The organism is Kitasatospora sp. NPDC043949, from assembly GCF_056435365.1.
The window spans coordinates 48,441-67,150 of the sequence record NZ_JBWKEQ010000028.1; the positions used below are offsets into that span (position 1 = coordinate 48,441).

16 protein-coding genes are annotated in these 18,710 nt (G+C 73.1%); 7 read left to right on the forward strand and 9 right to left on the reverse strand.

Annotated features, from left to right (window positions below):
• Positions 1 to 136 precede the first annotated feature (136 nt).
• Positions 137 to 1,294 carry a serine hydrolase domain-containing protein gene (locus tag AC07AL_RS22950; RefSeq protein ID WP_478318010.1) on the reverse strand — a complete coding sequence of 386 codons (1,158 nt, stop codon included), beginning with the start codon at positions 1,292 to 1,294 and terminating at the stop codon, positions 137 to 139.
• 207 nt (positions 1,295 to 1,501) lie between these two features.
• Entirely contained in the window at positions 1,502 to 1,858 is a 357-nt protein-coding gene (locus tag AC07AL_RS22955) for a hypothetical protein (RefSeq protein ID WP_363581790.1), read from the reverse strand.
• Positions 1,859 to 2,213: 355 nt separating this feature from the next.
• Between AC07AL_RS22955 and AC07AL_RS22960 the strand changes: the two genes are divergently transcribed.
• The 6 genes from AC07AL_RS22960 to AC07AL_RS22985 all read left to right on the forward strand — a co-directional run bounded on the left by AC07AL_RS22960 (position 2,214) and on the right by AC07AL_RS22985 (position 7,367).
• On the forward strand, positions 2,214 to 2,690 hold the full coding sequence (locus tag AC07AL_RS22960) for a flavoprotein (protein ID WP_400803131.1): 477 nt from the start codon (positions 2,214 to 2,216) through the stop codon (positions 2,688 to 2,690).
• Positions 2,691 to 2,793: 103 nt separating this feature from the next.
• The gene (locus tag AC07AL_RS22965; RefSeq protein ID WP_363628425.1) at positions 2,794 to 4,182 is read left to right on the forward strand and encodes an NAD(P)/FAD-dependent oxidoreductase; all 1,389 of its coding nucleotides are present in this window, start codon (positions 2,794 to 2,796) and stop codon (positions 4,180 to 4,182) included.
• A gap of 193 nt (positions 4,183 to 4,375) precedes the next feature.
• Positions 4,376 to 5,344: a DUF6528 family protein gene (locus tag AC07AL_RS22970; protein WP_363628366.1), complete on the forward strand. Its 969-nt coding sequence runs from the start codon at positions 4,376 to 4,378 to the stop codon at positions 5,342 to 5,344.
• A gap of 252 nt (positions 5,345 to 5,596) precedes the next feature.
• Positions 5,597 to 5,932: a hypothetical protein gene (locus AC07AL_RS22975; protein WP_363581794.1), complete on the forward strand. Its 336-nt coding sequence runs from the start codon at positions 5,597 to 5,599 to the stop codon at positions 5,930 to 5,932.
• Positions 5,929 to 6,540, forward strand: coding sequence for an acyl-CoA thioesterase (locus AC07AL_RS22980; protein WP_363628367.1), 612 nt, complete (start codon positions 5,929 to 5,931; stop codon positions 6,538 to 6,540). Before AC07AL_RS22975 ends, AC07AL_RS22980 begins: the two co-directional genes overlap by 4 nt.
• 350 nt (positions 6,541 to 6,890) lie before the next feature.
• Positions 6,891 to 7,367, forward strand: a complete 477-nt coding sequence (locus AC07AL_RS22985; RefSeq protein ID WP_079135401.1) for a DUF2267 domain-containing protein — start codon at positions 6,891 to 6,893, stop codon at positions 7,365 to 7,367.
• Here the strand turns inward: AC07AL_RS22985 and manA are convergent.
• From manA to AC07AL_RS23020, 7 genes are all read right to left on the reverse strand, one after another.
• On the reverse strand, positions 7,250 to 8,509 hold the full coding sequence (gene manA, locus AC07AL_RS22990) for a mannose-6-phosphate isomerase, class I (RefSeq protein WP_400803121.1): 1,260 nt from the start codon (positions 8,507 to 8,509) through the stop codon (positions 7,250 to 7,252). The two genes, AC07AL_RS22985 and manA, sit on opposite strands and share 118 nt — an antisense overlap.
• 24 nt (positions 8,510 to 8,533) lie before the next feature.
• Complete coding sequence (locus AC07AL_RS22995; protein ID WP_400803118.1) at positions 8,534 to 9,484, reverse strand: ROK family protein; 951 nt, start codon at positions 9,482 to 9,484, stop codon at positions 8,534 to 8,536.
• 209 nt (positions 9,485 to 9,693) lie between these two features.
• Positions 9,694 to 12,735 carry an alpha-mannosidase gene (locus AC07AL_RS23000; RefSeq protein WP_363581799.1) on the reverse strand — a complete coding sequence of 1,014 codons (3,042 nt, stop codon included), beginning with the start codon at positions 12,733 to 12,735 and terminating at the stop codon, positions 9,694 to 9,696.
• Between the two features lie 49 nt (positions 12,736 to 12,784).
• Positions 12,785 to 14,053, reverse strand: a complete 1,269-nt coding sequence (locus AC07AL_RS23005; protein WP_363623716.1) for a glycoside hydrolase 5 family protein — start codon at positions 14,051 to 14,053, stop codon at positions 12,785 to 12,787.
• A gap of 76 nt (positions 14,054 to 14,129) precedes the next feature.
• The gene (locus AC07AL_RS23010; RefSeq protein ID WP_478318011.1) at positions 14,130 to 15,029 is read right to left on the reverse strand and encodes a carbohydrate ABC transporter permease; all 900 of its coding nucleotides are present in this window, start codon (positions 15,027 to 15,029) and stop codon (positions 14,130 to 14,132) included.
• A gap of 5 nt (positions 15,030 to 15,034) precedes the next feature.
• Positions 15,035 to 15,907 carry a carbohydrate ABC transporter permease gene (locus tag AC07AL_RS23015; RefSeq protein WP_363581806.1) on the reverse strand — a complete coding sequence of 291 codons (873 nt, stop codon included), beginning with the start codon at positions 15,905 to 15,907 and terminating at the stop codon, positions 15,035 to 15,037.
• 97 nt (positions 15,908 to 16,004) lie between these two features.
• Positions 16,005 to 17,294, reverse strand: coding sequence for an ABC transporter substrate-binding protein (locus tag AC07AL_RS23020; protein WP_363581808.1), 1,290 nt, complete (start codon positions 17,292 to 17,294; stop codon positions 16,005 to 16,007).
• Positions 17,295 to 17,464: 170 nt separating this feature from the next.
• Between AC07AL_RS23020 and AC07AL_RS23025 the strand changes: the two genes are divergently transcribed.
• Positions 17,465 to 18,541: a LacI family DNA-binding transcriptional regulator gene (locus tag AC07AL_RS23025; protein WP_363581810.1), complete on the forward strand. Its 1,077-nt coding sequence runs from the start codon at positions 17,465 to 17,467 to the stop codon at positions 18,539 to 18,541.
• Positions 18,542 to 18,710: the final 169 nt, after the last annotated feature.

The window sequence follows — 18,710 nt, forward strand, 5'->3', positions numbered from 1 at the left end:
CCACCCCCTTCCCCCACCCGCGAACAACCTAGGGCCCCCCCCCCCCCCCCCCCCCCCCCCCCCCCCCCCCCCCACCCCCCTCGCCCGGGGTCCGCTTCCGGGCCTGGAGGTTTCAGCGCCTCAGCGCCTCAGCGCCTCAACGGCAGAGCGCGGCGTCGACGGCGTCGGCGACGCGCTGCTTGACGTCGGCGGAGGGCAGGATGGTGACGGCGATGTCGGCGGCGCGACCGTCCTCGGTGACACCACCGCGCGTCACGTAGCCCGGGAGCGTGCCGCCGTGGCCCCAGTACACACCGCCGCAGGACAGCGGGCGGCTGGCGAGGCCCAGCCCGTAGCGGCCGCCGGGGCCCATGTACTCGGCGGGGACGGTGACCTGCATCTGGGCGAGCTGGGCCGGGGCCAGCAGCTCGCCGCCGAGCAGGGCGCGGAAGAAGCGGTTCAGGTCGCTGTTCGTGGACACCAGGGCGCCGGCCGTCCAGGCCCAGGACATGTCCTGTTCGGTGACGTCCAGCGGCTGGCCGCCGGGCTCCTCGGTGAAGTAGCCGTGCGGGTGGCGCTCGTGCACCGTCATGTCGCCCTGGGCGGGGAAGTACGTGTGGCGCAGGCCGATGCGGTCGATGACCCGCCGGGTGATCTCCTCGCCGGCGGGCCGCCCGGTGACCTTCTGGATGATCAGACCGGCGATCAGGTAGCCCGTGTTGCAGTACTTCCAGCCCTTGCCGGGCTCGAAGTCGGGTTTCTGGGCGAGCGCGAGGTCGAGCAGGTCGCGGGGCTCGTGGTACTGGGAGAGGCTCTGGTCGGGCAGGAAGTGGGTGTAGTCGGGCAGGCCGCTGGTGTGCTGGAGGATCTGGCGGACGGTGATCTTCCGCCCGTCGATGCGGCTGCCGTCGGCGCCGGTGCCGCGGACGAGGCCCGGCAGGTAGGTGTCGAGGGAGGCCTCCAGATCGACCTTGCCCTCGGCGACGAGTTGCAGGACGACGACGGCCGTGAAGGACTTGGTGTTGCTGCCCGCCCGGACCTGCCCGTCCACGGGCACCGCCGCGCCAGTGGCGAGATCGCCCACCCCGGCCGTGGAGGTGCGGGTGTGCCCGTTCCGGTCCCGCACGGTGGCCAGCGCGCCGGGCACACCGTCTTGCCGGACCAGCGCGTCGAGCCGCTGTTGGACGAGGTCGGCTCGGGGGCCTGCCGCCTGGGCTGCCGGCGCGGCGGTCACGCCGAACAGCAGGGCGCCCGCGGCGACGGCCGCCGCGCTGAGCCGGAGTGGTCGATTCCTGTACGGGGTGGACGGGTTCACGGAGCGTCTCCTCTCGTCGGGCCGGCGCGCCCGGGACCACCAGGGCACCACGCGGCACCGGCGACGGTCGTCCGCGCGCAGGAGGAGCGGGGGCCGAAGCCGTGGTCCTGACGGTCTACGACCTGCGGGGTATGAACGGCGATCCGGCCGGCGCTGTGTGATGGTGTCCGCCCCTGCGCGCCGCAGGGGCGGACACCCGGGGCTTACCTAAACCAGTCGCTCGATCGCCTCGAAGATGTCGGCGTCGGTCTCCTGCTGCCACTTGGGCAGGTCGTTCCAATCCGCGACGTAGCCGGGCTTGGGGCTCTCGATGTGCTTGTGGATCTGGGCGATCCAGCAGAGCGAGACGAAGCGCCCCTTCTGCTCGCGGGAGAGCTTGACGGTCGTCCCGCCGCTCACGGCCACGAAGTCCCGAACCTGCCCGAACACGGCTGCGGCGCAGGGTCGTTCCCAGTCGGGGGTCTCCTCCCAGGAGGCGATGCAGCCGGGCTTCGGCTCTCCGGGGAAGTGCCGCTTCACTCCGGCGATCCACGCCTCCCGGAAGATCCTGCCGTCCTCGGTCATGAGCTGTTCCTTTCCTCATGCGGCGCGCTGGAGCGCCGTAATGTGGTCGTGCAACTCCGCGATCCGGTTGTCGTTGCCGGTACTGATGGCTGCGGGGGAGGACGAGGAGTGCCACCGGCGGCTGGCGTTGGTGCACAAGCTGACGAAGGGGCGTCGGGGAGCCGTGGTCGAGCCGTGCGGGAAGGTCGTGCATGCGGACCTGGTAGTGGGGCGGCCGTGAGGGGTGAGAGTGGGATCGCCGACCCGGTGCGGGTGTGGCTAGCGTGTGGGGTCTCCGTGGCCGGGGTGATGATGCTGATCGCGCTCTGGGGGACGGTGATGTGCCAGTGACAGGAACAGCGGGGAGACGAAATTGATGCTCTACGTCGTGGTGTGTGCGGCCGGAGTCGCGGGTGGGGTGGGGGAGTTGGTATCCGCCGCGCAGGGGCGGGGGTGGGAGGTGGGCGTGGTGGCGACTCCGCGGGCGATGGGGTTCATCGACGAGGAGGAGCTGGTGGCGCGGACGGGGTATCCGATCCGTTCGGCCTGGCGGAAGCCGGGGGATCCGCGGCCGTTGCCGGATCCGGATGCGGTCGTGGTCGCCCCGGCGACGTTCAACACGATCAACAAGTGGGCGGCGGGGATCTCGGACACCCTGGCGCTCGGCATCCTCTGCGAGTCGTACGGGTGGGGCGTCCCGGTGGCGGTGCAGCCCTGTCTGAGCGCGGCGCAGGCGGCGCATCCGGCGTACGGGGAGAGCCTGGCCAGGCTGCGGAGCATGGGTGTGCGGATCGCGGAGTTCACACCGGGGGCGTACAGCTGGACGCGGGTGCTGGAGCTGCTGGCGGTCTGACAGGGTGGCTGGCCGGGCGGGGGGATCTTGGCAGTGTGGGGGTGTTCCGGCGTGACCGGTGCGGCGTAGCGTCCGGGCAGGTCGGCGACGGGTGTGGGAGGTTCTGGTGGCGGTCAACGGCGAGGTGTCGTTCTGGTACGCGGCGAGCGGGCTGCCGGAGCCGGGGCCGGCGTTGCCCGGGAGCGCGGATGTGGACGTGTGCATCGTCGGCGGCGGGTACACCGGGCTGTGGACGGCGTACTACCTGAAGAAGGCGGAGCCGTCGCTGCGGATCGCGGTGCTGGAGCGCCGGTTCTGCGGCTACGGCGCCTCGGGCCGCAACGGCGGGTGGCTGTACAACGGTTTCGCGGGCCGGGGCGCGTTCGCGAAGCGGTACGGCCCGGGTGCGGCGGCGGCGATGCAGCGGGCGATGGACGAGGCGGTCGGGGAGGTCGTGGACGTCGCCGCCGCCGAGCGGATCGACGCGCACATCGTGCGTGGCGGGGTGCTCGAAGTCGCCAGGAACAGAGCCCAGTTGGAGAGGCTCAAGGCTTTCGCCGCCGCCGAGCGGGCGTACGGCGAGGGCCGCGTCGAGCTGCTGGGCGCCAAGGAGGCCGCCGACCGGATCGCCGTCGCGGGCGCCCTCGGCGGCACCTGGACGCCGTACGGTGCGCGGATCCAACCGGCCGAGCTGGTACGCGGGTTGGCGCGGGTGGTGCGGGACCTCGGGGTGGCGGTGCACGAGGGGACGGCGGTGACGGCGATCCTGCCGGGCACCGCGTTCGCCCGGCCGCGCGCGGTGACGCCGCAGGGCACGGTGACCGCCGAGTACGTGCTGCGCGCCACCGAGGGGTTCACGGCCGGCCTGCGCGGCGAGCGGCGGACCTGGCTGCCGATGAACTCGGCGATGATCGCCACCGAGCCGCTGCCGCCCGCCTTCTGGGCGGACGCGGGCTGGCAGGGCCGCGAGGTGCTGGGCGACTTCGCGCACGCCTACATGTACGCGCAGCGCACCGTGGACGACCGGATCGCGCTGGGCGGCCGGGGCGTGCCGTACCGGTTCGGCTCGCGGACGGATGCGGACGGCGGCACCCAGGTGGAGACCGTGCGCCAGCTCCGGCAGATCCTGAACCGCTTCTTCCCGGCGGCCGCGAGCGCCCGGATCGACCACGCCTGGGCGGGCGTGCTCGGCGTCCCCCGGGACTGGTGCGCCACCGTGGAGCTGGACCGTGCGAGTGGCCTCGGCTGGGCGGGCGGGTACGTCGGCAGCGGGGTGACCACGACGAACCTGGCGGGCCGGACCCTGCGCGACCTGGTCCTCGGGCGGGACACCAGGCTGACCGGGCTGCCCTGGGTGGGCCACACCGTGCGCCGCTGGGAGCCCGAGCCGCTGCGCTGGATCGGGGTGCACGCGATGTACGCGGCCTACCACGCGGCGGACCGCCAGGAGGCGGGCGGACGGGCCGCCACCTCGCCGATCGCCCGCGTCGCGGACGCCGTCTCCGGGAGGTAGTGAACGCGGCCGCGCGGGTCCGGGCGTGAGGGAGGGCGCCCGCGCGGATCCGGACGGTGGCGAACACGGTGGCGGATCCGGACGGTGGCGAACACGGTGGCGGATTCGCCACCCCGGATCCGCCACCGCGCTCGCCACGGCCGTTCGGACGCTCCGCCGTGCAAAGCGGCCCGGGAGCAAGCACGGTGGGGGCGTGCTGAGGAGAACGCTGGTGGCCCTGTGCGCTCTGTGCGTCCTGCTGTTCTGCGTGCCGGCGACCGGCGCGCAGGCCAGGTCGCCCGGGTGGGCGGTCGTGGTGGTGGACCAGGAGTCCCGTAGCGTCCTGGTGCTGCAGAGCGCCGAGGAGCTGATGGCCTACCGGGGCCCGGGGCGGCTGCCGGTCGTGTGGGGCTGGAGCGCCGACCGGGCGGCCGGGCTCGCGGACCTGACGCCCGCGCGGAGCTGGACGAATCCGGACGAGGCGAAGAGCCGGGTGCGGCAGGGCCGGCGCTACCTGCTGACCACCGCCTCCGGCGGCCTGGCCGCCGTCGTGGACACCACCACCGGCGCGACCCGCTGGGCGGCGGACCTGGGCGGGGCGGCCAATCCGCACAGCATCGAGCTGCTGCCGGACGGCAACGTCGCGGTCGCGGCGAGCGGCGGCGGGTGGGTGCGGCTGTACGCGGCCTCGCAGGGGCCGCGCGCCACCGCCCACGCAGGCTACCCGCTCCCGGGCGCGCACGGCGTGCACTGGGACGGCCGGACGGGCCTGCTCTGGGTGCTCGGCGACGACGTGCTGACCGCGCTGCGGGTGGGCGGCACCCCGGCGGCGCCCACCCTGACCGCCGTCCGCTCGACGCCGCTGCCCGACCACGGCGGGCACGACCTCGCGCCGGTGCTGGCCGAGCCCGGACGGTTCTGGGTGAGCACGCTGACCGGCCTGTGGCGGTACGACCCGGCGGCCGACCGCTTCACCGCCGTGCGGCTGGGCGAGCCCGCAGCCGTCCGGGACGTGAAGAGCGTCGGGGACGAGCCCGGCACCGGACGGCTGCTGACCGTGGCCCCCGACCACAGCGGGCCGTGTTCCTGGTGCACCTCGGTGATCACCCTGCACCGGCCGGACGGGACGCGGATGCTGCGCGGGACGCATCTCTACAAGGCGAGGTGGTGGGGAGGCTGGTAGCAGATCCGCGACGTGCAGGTGTCGGTTTCGGGGTTCGGGTCGGCGATGCCACCCGTTCTGCCGACGGCATTCGGATGATGGGGCATATTGTGTACCCCGCCAAACTACTCCAATAGGAGTGAGTTTCCCGTCGCCGTCCGTAAACCATCCGTCGACCGTGTCGGCTGGGATAGCGTCGAAGGCGTCGGGGGGCCGACACCGATTCGGTGTATTCGAACACTAGTTACCGGGCCGTAATGGCCGGAATGAGTCATGGAGAAAAACGTGTCGAATTTGATGCCGGAAAACATGCCGGAGAAAATGCCGGACACCGTCGACGACCTGCAACTCGCGGCGGAATCGCTGGCCGCTTTCCCGGCCCGGGGCGCGGCCGTCGGCGCCGATGTCACCGAGCGCCTCGCGGCGGTCGCCGAACTCTGCCGGTCGGTCGACGCGGTGCTCGACAGCCTGGTCGTCCAGGTCGCCGCGGAAGCGGCCGAGGAGGGTTGGACGGCGGCCCGGATGGCGGCGGAACAGTCCGGTTACTACGCGAGGTTGCGCCGGGCACTGCTCCCCGCCGCGACCGGCGCCGGGCTGACGCAGCAGTGAGCGCGCTGCACCCGGGCGTGCACGTGCTGTCCTGCCCCACCCGGTGGAGCGACGTCGACGAGAACGGGCACATCAACAACGCCCGGCTGGTCGGCTACGTCCAGGAGGGGATTTACGACATGTTCTGCCACCACGAGACCGCCGTCCGGGACGCCCTGTTCCCGTCCGGATTCATTATCGCGCGGCACGAGATCGATTTCCTGGAGCAGTTGTACCACCGGCCCGAGCCCTTGTCGGTGCAGTTGACGGTTGAACGGATCGGGCGGAGTTCCACGCATGTCGTGGTGAATGTCTGCCGTGACCCGCTCACCTTTATGCGGGCCAGGACCGTGGTGGTCGCGCGGGACCGTGAATCCGGCCGCTCGCGCAAACTCAGTTCGAACGAGCGGCGTTTTCTCGAGGCGTTTATGCCGGATGCCGTGCAGGCCGTCGCGGTCCCGCCGGCCGCGCCGGCGGTGTCCACCGCGCCGGCTGTGTCCACCGTGCCCGCTGTGCCCGCCGCACCGGCCGTGCCGGTCACGGCGCCTCCGCCGCAGCGCGTGGCGGCCCGCTCGGGCGCCGCTCTGCCGCACCGCACCCGCAGACGGTGTCGGGCGTCGGTGGCCTGACACCCGGTCCCCTGGTGGCCCCGCGCCGGGCAGGGCGCGGGCCGGCGGCGTGATCGACAACGGCGTCGATCCGTCCGGCCGGTCTCCCTGCCGCCGTGCCGCCGTGCCGCAGTACGCTGAGCAGCACGGGTACCGGCGAACCCCAGGCGGTCACGGGCCGTGACGGCGCAGCCGACCGGACCTCGCCGCCACCAGCCGTCCGCCACGGGCCGTCCGCCACACCAGCCGTCCGCCGCCTCCGGGCCTCCGGGCCACCGGGCCAGGGATCGTCCGCGAGAGGGCCGGCGGCTCTCGGCCTCCGGCTTCCGGGCGGAGCGCAGCCGGTTCCCGCCGACCGGAAGGAGGACGCGATGACCATCTCCCCGGAGGACTTCCGCGCCCGCGTCGTCGACTGTGGGGAGTACCCGAGCGAGGCGGAGGCGGAGCACGCCATCCGGGTCGTGCTCGCGCTGCTCGGTGAGCACCTGGTCGGGGCCGAACGGGCCGAGCTCGCCGACGCGCTGCCCGAGGCGTACGCCCCGCTGCTGCGCGATGCCGGGCCCGCCGCCGAACCGCTGACCGCCGAGCGCTTCGTGCGCGGCGTGGTCGGCTGGATCGACGGCGCGACCGAGGCGACCGGGCCGTGGGACATCGGGGCCGTGCTCGGCACCCTCGCCGACCTGGCCCCGGGGGAACTGGTCGACCGCGTGGTCGAGCAGCTCCCGGACGGCTACGATCTGCTGTTCGGCCACCCGGTGCCGGCCTGGGCCGGCGCGCCGGTGGTGGCCCGGAACAGCTCCGCACCCCGGCCGGTCAGCTCGACCGGTCCGGCGCCCGGCCGCAGGTAGACGGACGCGCCCCGGGGGAGGTCGAGGTCCGCGAAGCCGGGGGCGTGCAGTCGGGCGCGGCCCTCGACGCACAGCAGGATCTGCGGGGTGGGCAGCTCGGCGCGGACGGCGGCCGGGCCGGGGCGCAGCCGGGAGAGCCTGAACTCCTCGGCGGGGGAGGGGAATTCGTCCTCGAATCGGTCGCCTGGGAGTGCCGTGAGGACCTGCGGTTCATCGGCGCGGAAGGACGTGACCGCCAGCAGGCCGTCGACGTCGACGTGCTTGGGGGTGAGCCCGCAGCGCAGCACGTTGTCCGAGTTGGCCATCAACTCCACGCCCACGCCCCGGAGATAGGCGTGCGGAACCCCGGCGTCCAGGTAGAGGGCCTGGCCCGCCGTGAGCCGGACGTGGTTGAGCAGCAGTGCGGCGATCAGGCCCGGGTCGCCGGGGTACTGCGCGGCGGCGCGGGCGTAGCCGGCGCAGGCCTCGGCGAACGGGCCGCCCTCGGCCGCGAGCCGGTGCAACGCCCTGGTGACGTCGCCGAGTTGGGTGCGGGTCGGCCGGTCCTCGGCCAGGACCCGGCGCAGCAGCGCGGGCAGGGCCTCGGCGGCGGGGTGCGCGCGCAGGTCGTCCGCCCAGGGGGCGAGCAGCGGGACGGCGAGCGCGTCCAGCAGCCGGGCCGTTCCAGGGGCCGGGCGGAAGCCGCACAGTGCTTCGAAGTCCCCGAGGGCGCAGATGAGTTCGGGCTTGTGCCCGGGGTCCTTGAAGACCCGTTCGGGTGCGTCGAGCGGGACGCCGCGAGCCTCCTCGGCCGCGTACCCGGCCGCCGCCTGGGTCCGGGTCGGGTGGACCTGGAGGGAGAGCGCCCGGTCGGCGGCGAGCACCTTGAACAGGAACGGCAGCGTCGGGCCGAACCGCCCCACGGTGTCCGGCCCGAGCATGGCGTTCGGGTACCGCTGGATGAGTTCGTCCAGCGGCTGCGGCCCGCCGGTGCCGTCCGGAGACAGCAGCTCGGAGGGCGCCGACGGGTGTGCGCCCATCCACAGTTCGGCCTGCGGGGCGCCGGTCGGCGCGGTGCCGGTCAGCGCGGGGATGGCGGTGGGCGAGCCCCACGCGTACGGGCGGACCGGGTTGTGGAGCAGGGCGAAGGGCGGGAGCGACATGGCGCGGCCTCCGAGGGGTTCGGGTCAGCGGCAGAGCGCGGCCGCGCCGATCAGCCCGGCATCGGTGCCGAGTTCGGCGCGGCGGACGTCGAGGCCGCGGATGTAGGACAGCGTGGCGTAGCGGTCGAGGTGGCGGGCGAGCGGTGCGAACAGGACGTCGCCGGCGGTGGCGACGCCGCCGCCGACCACCACCCGGTCGAGGTCGACCAGGGCCGCGGTGGCGGCGATCCCGGCGGCGAGGGCCTGGGCGGCGCGGTCGAAGGAGGCGAGCGCGACCGGGTCGCCCGCCTCGGCGTCGGCGGCGACGGCCCGGGCCGAGCGGTCCTCCCCGGCCGGGCGCCAGCCCTCGGCGAGGGCCCGGCGGGCGATGGCGGTGCCGCTGGCGAGGCCCTCCAGGCAGCCGCGCGAGCCGCACGGGCAGGGCTCGCCGTCCAGGTCGACGCTGATGTGGCCGAGGTGGCCGGCGTTGCCGCTGGGCCCGGGGCGGACGGCGCCGTCGAGCACCAGCCCGGCGCCGACCCCGGTCGACACCACCAGGCACAGCGCGTTGGCCGTGCCCCGGGCGGCGCCCTGCCAGTGCTCGGCGGCGGCCATCGCGACGCCGTCCCCGGCCAGTTGGACGGGCAGCCGCCGGGCGGCCACCGCCGGGTGCGCGGCGACCTCGGCGACCAGCGGGAAGTCGAGCCAGCCGGGGATGTTGACGGGGCTGACGGAGCCGGCGACGAGGTCGACCGGGCCGGCGCTGCCGATCCCGACGGCCGTCACGGCGGACCAGTCGGCGGTGCGGGCGAGCCGGTCCAGCACCTCGTGCACGACGGCGAGCACGGCCGCGCCCGGCTCCCGGGCCGGGGTGGGCAGTTGGTGCCGGTGCCGCAGCCGCCCGTGGCCGTCGACCAGCGCCCCGGCGATCTTGGTGCCGCCGATGTCCACGGCGGCGAACAGCGGGGTGGCGGCGGGCGGCGGGGTGAGGGTCATCGCGGCGGGCTCCAGGCGGGTTCGGGCGGGGGCGGCGCCCCGGCGGGCGGGCCGGGGCGCCGATCAGCGTAGTGCGGCATGCGGGGCGCGGTGGGCGGGGGTGCGAGACCCCGAACGGCGGCCCCGAACAGCGGGGCCCCGAACAGCGGGGCTCCGAACGGCGGGTCCCCGAAACGGCGGGTCCCCGCCCGCCCGTCAGCCGGCGGTGCTCAGCCCGCCGCGCTCAGACGCAGCGTGACCAGCTCGAACGGCCGCAGCGCCAGCCGCACCGCGCCGTCCTCCACGGCCACCTCGCCGCGGGTGCCGTCCCAGGGCCGCTCCAGCAGGTCGCAGGGGACGGCACCGGCCAGCGGGTAGGAGGTGGTGAGCAGGCCCCGGGCGCGGCCGCCACCCGCCTCGTAGACCCGGACGATCAGGTCGCCGCTGCGGTCGTCGGCGAGCTTGACCGCGCTGACCACCAGCGCGTCGTTGTCCAGCTGCACCAGCGGCGCGACCTGCTCGGCGGTGCCGGTGACGCGCCGCTCGGGCAGGCCGATCCGGTAGCCCTCGCGGACGGCGTCGCCGATCGCCGCACCCGGGACGAGGGCGTGCCGGAAGCGGTGCAGGCCCTGGTCGGTCTTCGGGTCGGGGAAGCGGGGCGCGCGCAGCAGCGAGAAGCGGACCGTGGTGGTGGTGCCGCCGTCGGTGTCGCGCACGGCGCGGGTGACGTCGTGGCCGTAGGTGGAGGCGGTGACGAGGGCGACGCCCCAGCCGGGCTCGTCGAGGTGGACGAAGCGGTGGTTGCAGGCCTCGAACTTGGCGGCGTCCCAGCTGGTGTTGGTGTGGGTGGGCCGGTAGAGGTGGCCGAACTGGGTCTCGGCGGCGTACCGCTCGGTGTGCACGTCCAGCGGGAACGCGGCCTTGAGGAACTTCTCGGTCTCGTGCCAGTCGACCTCGGTGTCGATGTCGAGCCGCTGCTCGCCCGCCCGCAGGGTGAGCGTCTGGACGACGGTGGACGAGCCGAAGGAGCGCGCCACCCGGACGGCGGCCTGGTCGGGGGCGGAGAGCGCCGTCAGCGCGTCCACGGCGGTCAGGTCGGTGACGGTGTTGCGGTAGAACTGGTCGACGTCCCAGGCGTCCCACATGTTGGGGAAGTCCGGGTGCAGCTGGAGCAGGTTGGCCCGGGTGCCGGGGGCGACGGTCTCCCGGCCGCTCGCCACCTCGACCACCGACGCCACCAGGCCGTCGGCGTCCACGACCACGTCCAGCAGCCCGTTGCGCAGCAGGAAGCCGCCCTCGGGCCGCTCGATGACCTCGCAGGCGCCCGAGCCGAGCACGGCCGGGGCGGCCCCGCCGGCCGGGACGGCCGAGCGCGGGTGCGGCGCCGAGTTGAACACCAGCTCGCGCCCGCCGGCGGTGTCCCCGGCGAGGGCCTGCTGGGCGCCGTCGATCAGCGAGTCCAGCTCCGCGGCCAGCGCCGCGTACGTCGCCTCGGCCTCGCGGTGCACCCAGGCGATGGAGGAGCCGGGCAGGATGTCGTGGAACTGGTGCAGCAGGACGGTCTTCCAGATCCGGTCCAGCTGCTCGTACGGGTAAGCCGCGCCGGTGCGCAACGAGGCGGTGGCGCACCAGAGTTCGGCCTCGCGCAGCAGGTTCTCGCTGCGCCGGTTGCCCTGCTTGGTCTTCGCCTGGCTGGTCAGGGTGGCCCGGTGCAGCTCCAGGTAGAGCTCGCCGACCCAGACCGGCGGGTTCGGGTACTCGGCCTCGGCCTTGGCGAAGAACTCGGCGGGCTTCTCCCAGCGGACGGTGGCCGAGCCCTCCAGGTCCTTCATCCGGCCCGCCTTGGCGACCATCTCGCGGGTGGTGCCGCCGCCGCCGTCGCCCCAGCCGGTCGGGGCGAGCGAGTGCCGGGCCACCCCCTTGTCCTTGAAGTTCCGTGCCGCGTGGGCGATCTCGCTGCCCTTCATGGAGCAGTTGTAGGTGTCCACGGGCGGGAAGTGGGTGAAGATCCTGGTCCCGTCGATGCCCTCCCAGAGGAAGGTGTGGTGCGGGAACTTGTTGATCTGGCTCCACGAGATCTTCTGCGTCAGCAGCCACTTGGAGCCCGCGTTGCGGATGATCTGCGGCAGGCCGCCGGTGAAGCCGAAGGTGTCGGGCAGCCACGCCTCGTGGTTCTCCACCCCGAACTCGTCCAGGAAGAACCGCTTGCCGTGCACGAACTGCCGGGCCATCGCCTCCGAGCTGGGCATGTTGGTGTCGGACTCGACCCACATGCCGCCGGCCGGGACGAACCGGCCCTCCGCCACGGCCTTCTGCACCCGGGCGTACACCTCGGGGCGGTGCTCCTTGATCCAGGCGAACTGCTGTGCCTGGGACATGGTGTAGAGGAAGTCCGGCTCGTCCTCCAGCAGCGCGGTCATGTTGGCGGTGGTGCGCGCCACCTTGCGGACGGTCTCGCGCAGCGGCCAGAGCCAGGCCGAGTCGATGTGCGCGTGGCCGATCGCACTGATCCGGTGCGCGGACGGCACGGCGGGCGCGGCCAGCACGTCGGTGAGCTCCGAACGGGCGGCGGCCGCCGTGCCGTTGACGTCCTGGAGGTCGATCGCGTCGAGCGCCCGCTCGACCGCGCGCAGGACGTCCCAGCGGCGGGCGCCGTCCACCGGCAGCTCGGCCATCAGCTCGCCGAGCACCTCCAGGTCGATCACCAGTTGCCAGACCGTCTCGTCGAAGACGGCGAGGTCCATCCTGGTCAGCTTGTACTGCGGCTGGTCGCCGGCGGTGTCCTTGTCGCCCAACTCGGTGGGCAGGAAGGGGTGGTAGTCCAGGATGACCGGGTTGGAGGCCGCCTCGACGTGCAGCAGCACCTGCTCGCCGCCGGCCGCGGGGGCGGCGATGCGCACCCACTGGTTCTGCGGGTTGAGGCCCTTCACCGGGGTGCCGTCCGGGCGGTAGACCAGGCCCTCGCACTGGAAGCCGGGCATGTTGGCGTCGAAGCCGAGGTCGATCAGCGCCTCGACCGTCCGCCCGGCCCAGGCCTGCGGCACGGTGCCGGTCACGGTGATCCAGCTGGTGCCCCACGGCGCGCCCCAGGCGTCGCCGACCGCGATCGGGGTGCGCGGCGCGGCCAGGCCCTCGGCGACCGGGACGGGCTCGCCGGGTGCCGTCCAGATGCCGACCTCCAGCGGGACGGACTCGGGGTAGACGGCCGGGCGGATGCGCTCGTCCAGGACGCGCTTGAGGCGGGACTCGACCAGCGTGCGGTCATCGTGCATGTCAGCGGGCTCCGTTGCGTGACTGAGGGGTAACGGCTGAGGCGAAGGGTCAGAGAGAACGTACGTCGTCCGGGTGGACCACCTCGGTGATCCCGCGCGCGGCCAGGTGGGCCTGGTCCTCGGCGTGCTCGGCGAGGACGGTGGTCGGGCGGGCGCCCGCCTCGGCGAGGCGCATGAACGCCTCGTAGACGGCGCCGCCGGGCCCGCAGACCGAGCGCTTGGGCGCGGTCACCTCGTCCCCGGTGGCCACCACCACGGCGGTGGTGCGCGGCTCGGGCGGCTGCCAGGAGCGGCGCGCCTCGGCGGCGGCCTCGGCCAGCCGGGCGCCGGCCGGCTTGACCGCGCGGTCGGTGGTGAGCAGGCCGAGGCTGTACTCCAGCTCGGGGAAGTCGGCCAGCGAGCGGTCCACGTCGTGCGAGCACCACCAGGTGACGCCCCACACGTCCGGGCAGTCGAGCACGGCCTCGACGGTGGCGCCGGTGAACCGGGCGGCGTCCTCGGCGGTGATGTGCGGGGCGGGGGCGCCGACCTCCTGCAGCCAGACCGGGCGGGCCGGGTCGTCCGCCCAGGCCTTGGAGAGCTCGACCAGGTAGGCGGCGTGCTGCGCGGTGGCGGTGGAGTGGGCGCCGTAGCGCTGGGCGGTGCCGTTGAACACCCAGGAGTGCACGGCGGTGGCGGCGCCGATCCGGGCCGAGTGCCACGGGGTGAACGGGTGTTCGTCCAGGTACCAGGCGGCGTCGTAGGAGGCGTGCAGGTGCATCCGGCCGGGCGCGCCCTGCTCGCAGGCGTCGAGCATCCGGCGCAGCCAGGCGTCGGCCTGCCCGGGGGTGATCCGGTCGGGGTCGGGGTGCGGTTCGCCGGAGAACTGGTTGATCTCGTTGCCGAGCGTCATGCCGAGGAAGTTGGGCCGCTCGTGCAGCGCCTCGGCGAGGGTGCGCAGGTAGGCGGCCTGGCCGTCGAGGACCTCGGGGTCGGTGAAGATGTTCCGCCGGTGCCAGGTCTGCGTCCAGGAGGGCAGGAAGTCGAAGCTCGACAGGTGGCCCTGGAGGCCGTCCACCGCGACGTCCAGGCCGCGTTCGCCGGCCGCGTCCACCAGGGCCGCCAGCTGCTCGACGGCGCGCGGGCGGATCAGGGTGCGGTTGGGCTGGAACAGCGGCCAGAGCGGGAAGACCCGGACGTGGTCCAGGCCGAGTGCGGCGATGGAGTCGAAGTCGGCGCGGACGGCGTCGAGGTCGAAGTCGAGCCAGTGGTGGAACCAGCCGGCGCTGGGCGTGTAGTTGACGCCGAAGCGGGGGCGCTGCGGTGCGGGGTTGCTCATGGGCGGGTGAGTCCTCAACGGGTGTGGGGCGAACGGGCGGTGGGGTCAGGAATCGTCGGACACGTCCGGCCGGGGCCTAACCCTTGACGGCTCCCTCCTCGACGCCCTTGAAGAAGAAGCGCTGGCAGACGCCGAACACCACGACGATCGGCAGGAAGGCGATCATGGTGCCGGCCGCGATCAGCCGCGGGTTCGCGGAGAAGGTGCCGTTGAGGTACTGGAGTCCGACGGTGAGGGTGTACTTCTGCGGGTCGTTGAGCACGATCAGGGGCCAGAGGAAGTCGTCCCAGGCGCCGATGAAGGTGAAGATGACGATCACGCTGAGCATGCCGCGCACGTTGGGCAGGCCGATGTGCCAGAGCCGCTGCCACACCGTGGCGCCGTCGACCAGGGCGGCCTGGTCGAGTTCGAGCGGGACGGCGGCGAAGGCGGTGCGCATCAGCAGCACGTTGAGCATGGCGATCGCGCCGGGCAGGGCGACGCCGGTCAGGGTGTCGGCCAGACCGAGGCCGCGCACCAGCACGTACTGGGAGACGATGGTGACCTCGCCGGGGAGCACCAGGGTGGCGAGGAAGAGGCCGAGGACGAGCTTGGCGCCGCGGAAGCGCAGCCGGGCGAGCGCGAAGCCGGCCAGGGTGCAGCCGACCACGTTGCCGGTGATGCAGATGGCGGCGACGATCAGCGAGTTGAGGGCGTAGGTCCAGACCGGGATGGTCTCGGCGACCTTGCCGTAGTTGCCGAAGGTCAGCTGTTCGGGGATGAAGCTCGGGGTGCTGGTGTAGACGTCCTCGTTGGGACCCTTGAGGGAGGTGGAGAGCTGCCACAGGAACGGCCCGACCACCAGCAGCAGGACGAGCACCAGGAGCAGGTAGCGGCCGGCGGTCTGGGCGGTGGAGGGGGTGTTGAAGCCCCGGGATCCCTGCGAGCCCTGGGAACCTTGAGCGCGGCGGACGGCCTTCGAACGGGGGGAGGTCACGGGGTTCAGGCCGCCTTCCGGTTCAGGCGCATCAGCAGCAGCATCGGGCCGAGGGTGATGACGAACAGCATCAGGCTGAGCGCGGAGGCGTAGCCGAGGTGGCCGTTGAAGCCGCGGCTGTACATCTGGATCAGCATCACCACCGACATGTCCCGCCCGCCCGGGCCGCCCTGGCCGTGGGAGAGCACGTACAGCTCGGAGAAGACGCGCAGCGCGCTGACCGAGATGAGGACGGAGACGAGCATCATGGTCGGCCGCACCCCGGGCAGGGTGACGTGCCAGAACCGGCGGATCGGGCTGGCGCCGTCGACGGCCGCCGCCTCGTGCAGTTCGCGCGGGACGTTGGCGAGGGCGGACAGGTAGATGACCATGTAGTAGCCGAAGCCCTTCCAGACGGTCAGGGCGATCGCGCTGAACAGCAGCAGCCAGCGGTCGGTGAGGAAGGCGACCGGGGAGTCGGTCAGACCGGACTGCTGGAGCAGGCCGTTGACCAGGCCGCGGTCGTCCAGCACCCAGCCCCAGATCAGCGCCACCACGACGGCGGAGGCGATGACCGGGGTGTAGAAGGCGGTGCGGAAGAAGGTGATGCCGGGGATCTTGCGCTGGACGAGCAGGGCGAGCAGCAGCGGCAGGATGGTCAGCAGGGGCAGGCAGACCAGCATGAAGACGATGCTGTTGAGCAGGGCGTCTGCGAGTTGTTCGTCGTCGAGCAGGCGCCCGTAGTTCTCCAGGCCGGTGAACTGCCCGCCGCCCAGGGGCTTGGCGTTGGTGAAGGACAGGATCACCGTGTTGACGGCCGGCCAGAGGTTGAAGACGGCCAGCCAGAGTATCGCGGGCCCGGCGAGCAGCCAGGGGGTGAACCAACGCCGGTGGGTCATGCCGTTGCCTTCCTGGGGGTGGTGCGGGTCATTCCCGGGTGCGGCGGGCGGGGGTGGCCCGCCGCTTGACCGGTACGGTCGGGGTGGCGCCTGGCCGTCAGCCCTTGAGCAGCTTGTTGCACTGTTCGACGGCGGAGTCCAGCGCCTGCTTGGAGCTCGCGTCGCCGCTGATGGCCAGCGCGATCTGCTGGTTGACGATGGTGCTCATGGCGTCGTCGACCTGGACGGGCTGGATCAGCTTGGCCTTGGCGAGCGAGTCGAAGGCGACCACCTTGGCGTCGCCGGCGTTGGTGCCGTCGCTCTTGCTGAAGAACGGGTCGTTCGCGGAGGCCTTGGTGGACGGGAAGACGCTGGTCAGGTGGGAGAACGCGGCCTGGTTCTCGGCGCTGGTGACCCAGCGGGCGAGGGCGACGGCGGCGGCCGGGTTCTTGGTGTTCTTCGGGATGGTCAGGCCCTGCACGTACAGCGGCGGGACGCCCATGGTGGGGGAGGAGACCATCTTCGGGGCGATCGTCGGGTTGTCGGTGGCGAGGCTGGTGATGAAGTTGCCGCCGCCGGTGGTCCAGGCGGCCGTGCCCGCGTTGAAGAGCTTGGAGTTGCCGACGTAGGTGTTGGTCAGCACGTCCTTGGGCAGCAGGCCCTCCTTGAAGGCGTCGCGGTACTTGTCGAGCAGCGCGGCGGCCTCGGGGGTGTTGAAGGTGAAGGACTTGCCGTCGTCGGACATGAGCTTCACGCCGGCGTTGTAGAGGTCGCCGAGGCCCGGCTTGCGGCTCATCAGGTAGGTCTGGCCGCCGGACTTCTCCTTCATCGCCCGGGACTGGGCGATCAGGTCGTCCAGGCTGGCGGGGAGCTTCTTCGGGTCCAGCCCGTTCTTCGTCAGGAGTTCCGAATTCCAGTAGTTCACATCGGTGTTGAGGTACCACGGGTAGCCGAAGGTGCCGTTCAGGCCGGTGTAGCGGTAGGCCTCGACGCCGCCCGCGACGTACTCGTCGGCGAGCTTGGGGTCGGCCTTGAGGACGTCCAGCAGGAGGTCCTTCTTGGCCAGCGGGAAGGCGAAGTCCGGCGGGAGGTTGACCACGTCGGGCAGGCCGCCGGACGCGGCCTGGCTGAGCACCTTGTCGGAGTAGCCCTCGCCGGGCTGGTCGAGCCACTCGACCTCGACGCCGGGGTACTTCTTCTTGAAGCCGTCGAGGACGCCCTGCATGTAGTCGGTGAACTTCGGCTTGAGTGCCCAGGTCTGGATCGAGACCTTGCCCTTGACCTCGCCGGTGGCGGCCGCACTCGCCACGCTGTCGCTGTTCTTGCTTTCGCTGGAGCCGAGTCCGCAGCCGGTGAGTGCGGCCGCGGTGAACGCCGTCGTGGTCAGTGCCGCCCAGATTCTTCGCATGAGGGTCTCCCGGTCCTGGGGGTGGGTGGGGGATCGTGCCGAGCTCGGGGGGTGGTTTTGGGTCACGGGGGTGGTGCCGAGTTCCAGAACCTGTCTTACTAAACCGGTCTAGCTATGCCAGGGACTATGCTCCCGCCTAAACTTGGATGTCAAGAGAGGAGTCGGGTTCTGTGGCCAGACCGACGATCGCCGACATCGCGCGCCAGGCCGGTGTCTCCAAGGGCGCGGTGTCCTTCGCGCTCAACGGCCGCCCCGGCGTGAGCGAGGCGACCAGGGCCCGGATCCTGCGGGTCGCCGAGGAGATGAACTGGCGCCCGCACAGCGCCGCGCGGGCCCTCGGCGGAGCCAGGGCCGACGCCGTCGGGCTGGTGATCGCCCGCCCGGCCCGCACCATCGGCGTCGAGCCGTTCTTCAGCCAACTGCTGTCCGGCCTCCAGGCGGTGCTCTCGGCCAGCTCCGTCGCACTGCACCTGATGGTGGTCGAGGACACCGCCGCCGAGATCGAGGTCTACCGGCGCTGGGCCTCCGAGCACCGGGTCGACGGCTTCATCGTCGTCGACCTCCAGGTCCGCGACCCGCGGCTGCCGGTGCTGGACGAACTCGGCCTGCCCGCCGTCATCCTGGGCGGGCCCGGCAAGGGCGGCGGCCCGCTGCGGATCTGGGCCGACGACCGGGAGGCGATGCTCTCCATCGTCGACTACCTGGCCGCCATCGGGCACCACCGGATCGCCCACCTGGCCGGGCTGCCGCACTTCCAGCACACCCAGCGGCGGATCCGCGCGCTGCGCGACGCCTCCCGCCGGCTCGGACTGGAGGAGGCCGTGTCGGTGCCCACCGACTTCAGCGACGCCGAGGGCGCCGCCGCCACCCGCACCCTGCTCTCCCGGCCCCGGCGGCCCACCGCGATCGTCTACGACAGCGACGTGATGGCCGTCGCCGGGCTCGGCGTGGCCGGGGAGATGGGCGTCGCGGTGCCCGCCGAACTGTCCATCGTCTCCTTCGACGACTCGGTGCTGGCCCGGATCGTCCACCCGCCGCTGACCGCGCTGAGCCGGGACACCTTCGCGCTCGGCGAGCAGGTCGCCCGCAGCCTGCTGGCGGCCCTCGACGAGGCCGGCCCGGGGCGCGACCTGCAGATGCCCACACCGCGGCTGACCGTGCGCGAGTCCACCTCGCCGCCGGGGGCCGAGCCACCCGACGGGGTGGTTGCTGCGCGAGTCGTTGACAGCGCTCCTGAACCGGTTTAGGTTCGCTGCGCCGAGCGGCCTCCGCCCGGCGCGCACCCAGGCCCGCACCCTCCGCAGGCCCGCACCCCCGGCGGGCCCGCCGCGGGGGGGGGGGGGGGGGGGGGGGGGGGGGGGGGGGGGGGGGGGGGGGCTGGGGGGGGGGGGGGGGGGAGCCCACAGAGATGCAATA

Excerpts from the sequence above, each read along its gene's own strand:
- AC07AL_RS22955 (WP_363581790.1), bottom strand. The coding sequence starts at position 1,858 with ATGACCGAGGACGGCAGGATCTTCCGGGAGGCGTGGATCGCCGGAGTG.
- AC07AL_RS22960 (WP_400803131.1), top strand. The coding sequence starts at position 2,214 with ATGCTCTACGTCGTGGTGTGTGCGGCCGGAGTCGCGGGTGGGGTGGGG.
- AC07AL_RS22975 (WP_363581794.1), top strand. The coding sequence starts at position 5,597 with ATGGAGAAAAACGTGTCGAATTTGATGCCGGAAAACATGCCGGAGAAA.
- AC07AL_RS22985 (WP_079135401.1), top strand. The coding sequence starts at position 6,891 with ATGACCATCTCCCCGGAGGACTTCCGCGCCCGCGTCGTCGACTGTGGG.
- manA (WP_400803121.1), bottom strand. The coding sequence starts at position 8,509 with ATGTCGCTCCCGCCCTTCGCCCTGCTCCACAACCCGGTCCGCCCGTAC.
- AC07AL_RS22995 (WP_400803118.1), bottom strand. The coding sequence starts at position 9,484 with ATGACCCTCACCCCGCCGCCCGCCGCCACCCCGCTGTTCGCCGCCGTG.
- AC07AL_RS23000 (WP_363581799.1), bottom strand. The coding sequence starts at position 12,735 with ATGCACGATGACCGCACGCTGGTCGAGTCCCGCCTCAAGCGCGTCCTG.
- AC07AL_RS23005 (WP_363623716.1), bottom strand. The coding sequence starts at position 14,053 with ATGAGCAACCCCGCACCGCAGCGCCCCCGCTTCGGCGTCAACTACACG.
- AC07AL_RS23015 (WP_363581806.1), bottom strand. The coding sequence starts at position 15,907 with ATGACCCACCGGCGTTGGTTCACCCCCTGGCTGCTCGCCGGGCCCGCG.
- AC07AL_RS23020 (WP_363581808.1), bottom strand. The coding sequence starts at position 17,294 with ATGCGAAGAATCTGGGCGGCACTGACCACGACGGCGTTCACCGCGGCC.